The following is a 6,542-nucleotide window of genomic DNA, read 5'->3' as shown; positions in this document are numbered from 1 at the left end:
GCATCAGTCAGAGCGGCGGCGGTTTCATCGGTATCGAGGACGCGTCGACGTGCGTGACCGTACTCGGCGGAAAGTGAAGTGGGAGACACCATGCGTGAAGACACCATGCGTGAACTGACCAGGATCTACGTGGGCGGGGCCTGGGTGGACCCGAGCACGGACGGCAGAACGGAGGTGGTGAACCCGACCACCGAGCAGGTGATCGCCTCGGTGCCCGAGGGGTCCGCCGAGGACGTGGACCGCGCCGTATCGGCGGCACGCCGGGCCGCACCGGCCATGGCGGCCCTGGACGTCAAGCGCCGTGCCCAGGCGCTGCGGTCCCTGGCCGGGTTCCTCCAGGAACGCCGCGACGAACTCGCCGCGACGATCACCGATGAGGTGGGTACACCGATCCGGATCTCCCGGCGCATCCAGGCGGCGCTCCCGGTGACCATTCTCAACGGGTACGCCGATCTCATCGAGGCCGGCCTGCCCCAGGAACGCATCGGGAACAGCCTCGTGCTCCGGGAGCCCGTGGGCGTGGTCGCGGCCATCACGCCGTGGAACTATCCGCTGCACCAGATCGTGTGCAAACTGGCTCCGGCGCTCGCGGCCGGATGCCCCGTCGTGGTCAAGCCCAGCGAGGTCGCGCCGCTGACGGCGTTCGCCCTCTTCGAGGCGCTGCACCAGCTCGGCCTCCCACCCGGCGCGGTGAACCTGGTGCCCGGCACCGGGAACGGCGTGGGCGAGCCGCTCGTCCGCCACCCGGATGTGGACGCCGTGTCCTTCACCGGCTCGCTGCGAGCCGGACGCCGGGTGGCGGAACTGGCCGCCGCGACGGTCAAGCGCGTGACCCTGGAGCTCGGCGGAAAGTCGGCCAACGTCGTCCTCGACGACGCGGACCTGGCAACGGCGGTCAAGGTCGGTGTCGCCAACGCGTTCCTCAACGGCGGCCAGACCTGCACCGCCTGGACCCGCCTGCTCGTCCCGCGCGGCCGGCTCGACGAGGCCGTGGCCCTCGCGGTACGCGCCGCGGAGGGCTTCGTGCCCGGTGACCCGCGCGACCCGGCGACCAAGCTGGGCCCGGTGGCGACCGCTGTCCAGCGCGATGCGGTCCGGGGGCACATCGTCCGCGCGATCGACGGCGGCCAGACCCTGGCTCTCGGCGGTCCTGACGCGCCGGAGGGGCAGGCGGACGGCTTCTTCGTACGTCCGACCGTGTTCGCCGATGTCGACCCGGACTCGGCGCTGGCCCAGGAGGAGATCTTCGGCCCCGTGCTGGCTGTCCTCGCCCATGACGGGGACGAACACGCCGTCGAGGTCGCCAACAACTCCCGCTACGGGCTGCACGGCGCGGTGTGGTCGGCGGACGAGGACCGTGCCCTCACCGTGGCGAAGGGGCTGCGCACCGGAACCGTCGACATCAACGGCGGCGCGTACAACCCGCTGGCGCCGTTCGGCGGCTACAAGCAGTCCGGCGTGGGCCGGGAACTCGGGCGTCATGGCCTTGAGGAGTTCCTGGAGACGAAGTCCGTCCAGATCTGAGAGGGAGTACTGACATGGTCAAGGCACTGGTGGCCTTCGGCCCGGACGAGCGGCCGGAGGTCCTCGACATCGCCGTCCCCGAAACCGGGCCCGGTGAGGTGCGGGTGCGCATCGATGTGGCCGGGGTGTGCCACTCCGACCTTTCCATGGTCAACGGCACCATCCGGCCCACCTACCCCGTCGTCCTCGGCCATGAGGCGTCGGGCACGATCGTCGAGGTCGGCGACGACGTCGGGGATGTGAAGGCGGGGGACGCGGTCGTGCTCAACTGGGCCCCGCCGTGCCGGTCCTGCTGGTTCTGCCGGCACGGCGAACCCTGGCTCTGCTCGGCGGTGGAGGGTGTGGTGAGCACGCCCCGCGGCTTCCTCGGCGACGGCACGCCGCTGCATGTCTCGCTCGGAGTGGGCGCGTTCGCCGAGGAGACCGTGGTCCCCCGCTCCGGTGTCGTACCGCTTCCCGGAGGAGTCCCGAGGGACGTCGGCGCCCTGATCGGCTGCGCGGTGCTGACCGGTATGGGCGCCGCCCGCAACACCGCGGCGATCAAGCCGGGCGAGTCCGTCGTGGTCTTCGGACTCGGCGGCGTGGGACTGTCCGCCGTGGCCGGTGCCGCGCTGGCCGGTGCGGAGCGGATCATCGCCGTGGACGTCAGCACAGGCAAGGAGGCGATCGCCAGGTCGCTCGGTGCCACGGACTTTCTGCTCTACGAGGACCGGATACCCCGGGCCATCAGGTCCCTCACCGAGGGGCGCGGCGCGGACCACGCCCTCGAATGCGTCGGCAAGCCCGCCACCATCCGCGCGGCCTGGGGTGCCGTACGGCGCGGTGGCCGGTGCACCGTGGTGGGCGTGGGCCGGGTGACCGACGAGGTCACCTTCAACGCCATGGAGCTTTACCACTTCGCGCGCCACCTCACCAGCTCGGTGTTCGGGTCCGGTGACCCTGAGCGGGACGTGCCGGAAGTCTGCCGGCATGTGCTCTCCGGTGCGGTGGATCTCAGTCGGCTGGTGACACACCGCACCGATCTGGCCGGGGTGCCCGGGGCCTTCGAACGCATGCGGCGCGGCGACGGCGTACGCACCGTCGTCGAGATCGCCTGAAGCCGCCGGTGCCCCCGGCTCCGGGCCCGGACCACCGTCCCCCACGCCCCCGGAACAGACCAGACATCATGCAACCGATGGAGTGATTCCCATGGATGTACCGAGCCTTATGAGACAGGCCGCCCGATTCCATGCGCAACGTCCCGCGATCATCACCCGCGACGCACAGCTCACCTACGAGGACGCCTGGCGGCGCGGAGTCCGGCTGGCCAACGCCATGATCCGGCTCGGGGTGGGACCCGGCGACCGGGTCGGCATGGTGGAGGACAACTCCCTGCCGGCGGTGGACCTGATCCTCGGTGCCGCGATCGCGGGCGCGGTGCGCGTACCGCTCTACGCCCGCAACTCCCGCGCCGCGCACCGGGCGATGATCGAATCCACCGGGTGCCGGCTGGTCTTCGCCGACCCCGCGTATGCCGACAGCGTGCACGGCCTGGACACCGAGGCCGAAGCCCTGACGCGGGTCCTGGTGCGCGATGGCGGCTACGAGAACTGGCTCGCGGCACACAGCGACACCGATCCGATGGTGGAGGTGGCCCCGGACGACTGGTACATCATCCGGCACTCATCGGGAACCAGCGGCAACCCGAAGGGGGTCGGCTACCGTCAGCACGACTGGATCGCGAACTGCCGCAACTGGTTTGTGCGGCTCCCCCGGCTCTCCACGGACAGCGTCGTCGGACACGCCGCTCCCGTCTCGCACGCCTCCGGCTACCTCTTCATTCCCACCTGGCTGGAAGGCGGGGCGAACCTCCTGTTCGGTTCGTTCGAGCCGGAGGCCGTACTGGAGATGTCGGAGCGGCATCAGGTGACCCACACCTTCCTGGCGCCGTCGATGGTCGCGGCTCTCTGCTCCCGGCCGGGTGCCGCCGACCGCGACTGGTCGTCGCTGGTCTGCATCGTCACCGGAGGCTCGCCCATCACCGATGCGACGATCGCCGCCTCCCGCGCCACCTTCGGAGACGTGCTGCACCAGGTGTTCGGGCAGACGGAGGCGACACCCCTCACGATGATGAGACCCGGGGAGTGGTTCGCCGATGTGCCGGGATCGGAACCGCTGCGGTCGGCGGGGAAGGTGCTGCCCTACGCGCGCGTGGAGATCTACGACGAGGACGGCGCGGTGCTGCCTCCCGGAGAGGTCGGCGAGATCTACGCTCAGATCGAAGGCCAGATGTCCGGATACTGGGGTGATCCGCAGCTGTCGAAGGACCGCCTGCGCGATGGATGGGTGCGGACCGGTGACATCGGCCGGCTCGACGGGAACGGGTACCTCTACGTCCTGGACCGCGTCGATGACATGATCGTCTCCGGCGGATTCAACATCTGGCCCTCCGAGCTGGAGACGGTCATCGCCGACCACCCCGCGGTGCGTGAGGTCGCGGTCTTCGGCGTGCCGGACGCCAAGTGGGGCGAGACGCCGATGGCGGTCTGCTATGTGGACGCGTCGGCCGAGGTGACCTCCGAGGAGATCATCACTCTGGTGGCCGAGCGCATGGGTTCCTACCTCAAGCCGTCCCGGGTCGAGTTCACCCATGTGCCACTGCCGAAGTCCGTCGTCGGCAAGGTTCTGCGCCGCAAGCTGCGGGAGCCGTACTGGGAAGGGCGTGGGACACATGTCTCCGGCGCGTGAGTCCGATGTGGTCCTTGTCGAGCGCCGGGACGGGGCGCTGTGGCTGACCCTGAACCGCCCGGCCAAGCTCAACAGCCTCAGCCCCGATGTGGTCGCCGCGCTGGGCTCCGCCCTGGACGGACTCACGGAGCAGGACCGGTGTGTCGTCATCGGCGGCCGGGGCAGGGCCTTCTGCGCCGGGGGTGATCTGGAGGCGGTGTCCGGGCTGACCGGCGGTGCGGATCCCGTCGCCATCAGCGCCTTCCACCAGTCGATCTCGGCGCTGCTGCGACGGGTGGAGCTGCTGCCGGTGCCGGTGGTCTGTGCCGTGGCGGGTTTCGCCGTCGCCGGGGGGCTGGAGATCGCCTCGGCCTGCGACATCGTCGTGGCCGCGGAGTCCGCATCGTTCGGCGACGGCCATGCCGTCTACGGGCTGCTGCCCGGTGGTGGCGGTTCCGTCCGGCTGCCGCGCAAGATCGGCGTGAACCGCGCCAAGTTCCTGGCGCTGACCGGCCGCCGTGTTCCGGCATCGACCATGGCCGACTGGGGCCTGGTCTCCCTGGTGGTGCCCGACAGCGAGCTGCGTTCCGCCGTTGACGCCCTCGTCGCCGACCTCACCGCGCGCAGCAGGGAAGGGCTGGGCCGGTTCAAGCGCATGCTTGACGACAGCGTCGATCAGCCACTGGACACCGCCCTGGCGGCGGAACAGACCATGGCGACTCTGCACACCTACTCCAAGGACTACGCGGAGGGGCTTGCGGCATTCCGTGAGAAACGCCGCCCGTTCTTTGAGTGAACGCGACCGCATGGTGAAAGGCGCCTCACGGCCCCGGCGGCCCCGTTCCCCAGGCTGGGCTGGTCGTACAACGACTTCACGCGGCCGATCGACCTGCACGCAACTGCAACACGGCCAACCTCCACGAACACGCGAACTGGGGCGGCGTGTCGGCGCACATCGACTACCTCCCCGACCTCGGCCATCTCAACGATCGCCTCAGCTCGATCGCGATCTGGCGCGGCTAGGGCCTGTTGTGAAAGCGCTGGTCGCAGCCATTCGTCGATGGCCGCGACCAGCACGGTCGCCTCGTAACGGACGGCGAGCTACATGGTGCGTCATGGCCGGCCGGAACGTCACCGTCCCCGGCGCGTCCCGGTCAGCCGTTGGGGAGGATGACCGCGCGGCCGGTGATCTTTCCGGCGTGGAGGCGTTCGTAGGCGAGTGGGGCGTCGTCGATGCTGTAGGTCTCGGTGTGTACGGACAGGGCTCCGGAGCGGGCGAGGGCGATGACGTCGGCGAGTTCGGTGCGACTGCCCCAGTAGGGCGCGGTGACCGACATTCCGTACGGGACCTGGGCGAAGCCCATCCTGATGGCGCCGCCGCCGAGGCCGACGAGCTGGATGTCGGCGTCCAGGGCGGCCGCCGCGACGGCCGTGCGGCCGGTGGCGTCGGTGCCGACGAAGTCGAAGACGGCCTGTGCGCCGACTCCGCCGGTGAGGTCCCGTACGCGTGCGGCGGCGTTCTCGTCGGAGGGCAGTGCCTCGTGGGCTCCTACGCTGCGGGCCAGGGCCAGTTTGTCGTCGGAGATGTCGAGGGCGATGACGTGTGCGGGGGTGAGGGCTCGCAGGAGCTGGATGGCGAGGTGGCCGAGGCCGCCCGTGCCGATGACGACGGCGGTCGAGCCGGGGGCCAGTTTCGGCAGGGTGCGCCGTACGGCGTGGTACGGGGTGAGGCCGGCGTCGGTGAGGGGTACGGCGGAGACCGGGTCGAGGTCGCCGATCGGTACCAGGTGCCGTACGTCGTCGACGAGCATGTACTCGGCCATCGCGCCGGGTGAGCCGAGGCCGGGCGGGTGGATGCCGAGTGTGCGTGCGTGGGGGCAGTAGTTCTCCCGGCCGGTGGCGCAGACCGGGCAGACGCCGCAGCCCCAGGGGCCGTACACCACGACAGCGTCGCCGGCGGCCACGCCGGACACCCCGTCGCCGAGTGCGGCCACCGTGCCCGCCCCTTCATGACCGAGGGTGAGCGGGAGCGGGAACGGCAGCCGCTCGGCGGCCATCCCCATCACCGCGATGTCGGAGTGGCACACCCCGGCCGCCGTCACCTTGAGGAGGATCTCGCCGGGCCCCGGTTCGGGGGCGGGGATGTCCACGACCTCCGGGGCCGCGCCGATCGTGCGGTACTGCAGTGCCTTCATACTGGTTCTCCCTGAATCTCGGATATCCCTGGTCAGGCGGGTGTCCGATGCCCGTCCGCAGTCGGCTGCGGCTCATGATCGAGACTACGTCGGCCACCTGTCCGCACGTGTCACGGG

The 6,542-nt window shown here is 70.5% G+C and carries 5 protein-coding genes; 4 read left to right on the top strand and 1 reads right to left on the bottom strand.

The window, feature by feature from the left end:
• Positions 1-105: 105 nt before the first annotated feature.
• From ACWF94_RS29450 to ACWF94_RS29435, 4 genes are all read left to right on the top strand, one after another.
• Positions 106-1,524 carry an aldehyde dehydrogenase family protein gene (locus ACWF94_RS29450; RefSeq protein WP_453495066.1) on the top strand — a complete coding sequence of 473 codons (1,419 nt, stop codon included), beginning with the start codon at positions 106-108 and terminating at the stop codon, positions 1,522-1,524.
• Between the two features lie 14 nt (positions 1,525-1,538).
• The gene (locus tag ACWF94_RS29445; protein ID WP_453495063.1) at positions 1,539-2,621 is read left to right on the top strand and encodes an alcohol dehydrogenase catalytic domain-containing protein; all 1,083 of its coding nucleotides are present in this window, start codon (positions 1,539-1,541) and stop codon (positions 2,619-2,621) included.
• 91 nt (positions 2,622-2,712) lie between these two features.
• Positions 2,713-4,251 (top strand): class I adenylate-forming enzyme family protein, encoded by a 1,539-nt coding sequence (locus ACWF94_RS29440; RefSeq protein WP_453495060.1) that lies wholly within the window; start codon positions 2,713-2,715, stop codon positions 4,249-4,251.
• Positions 4,235-5,026: an enoyl-CoA hydratase/isomerase family protein gene (locus ACWF94_RS29435; protein WP_453495057.1), complete on the top strand. Its 792-nt coding sequence runs from the start codon at positions 4,235-4,237 to the stop codon at positions 5,024-5,026. Before ACWF94_RS29440 ends, ACWF94_RS29435 begins: the two co-directional genes overlap by 17 nt.
• A 358-nt stretch (positions 5,027-5,384) precedes the next feature.
• Here the strand turns inward: ACWF94_RS29435 and ACWF94_RS29430 are convergent, their stop codons facing one another.
• Positions 5,385-6,425: an NAD(P)-dependent alcohol dehydrogenase gene (locus tag ACWF94_RS29430; RefSeq protein WP_453495054.1), complete on the bottom strand. Its 1,041-nt coding sequence runs from the start codon at positions 6,423-6,425 to the stop codon at positions 5,385-5,387.
• Between the last annotated feature and the right edge of the window lie 117 nt (positions 6,426-6,542).

The sequence above is a fragment of the Streptomyces sp. NPDC055078 genome (assembly GCF_053607985.1).
Note: the sequence above shows the minus strand (reverse complement) of the source record. Positions and strands in the feature narration are given on the sequence as shown.

What these genes read in the sequence shown, in the direction of transcription:
- ACWF94_RS29440 (WP_453495060.1), top strand. Translation starts at nt 2,713, where the DNA reads ATGGATGTACCGAGCCTTATGAGACAGGCCGCCCGATTCCATGCGCAA.
- ACWF94_RS29430 (WP_453495054.1), bottom strand. Translation starts at nt 6,425, where the DNA reads ATGAAGGCACTGCAGTACCGCACGATCGGCGCGGCCCCGGAGGTCGTG.
- ACWF94_RS29450 (WP_453495066.1), top strand. Translation starts at nt 106, where the DNA reads ATGCGTGAACTGACCAGGATCTACGTGGGCGGGGCCTGGGTGGACCCG.
- ACWF94_RS29445 (WP_453495063.1), top strand. Translation starts at nt 1,539, where the DNA reads ATGGTCAAGGCACTGGTGGCCTTCGGCCCGGACGAGCGGCCGGAGGTC.
- ACWF94_RS29435 (WP_453495057.1), top strand. Translation starts at nt 4,235, where the DNA reads ATGTCTCCGGCGCGTGAGTCCGATGTGGTCCTTGTCGAGCGCCGGGAC.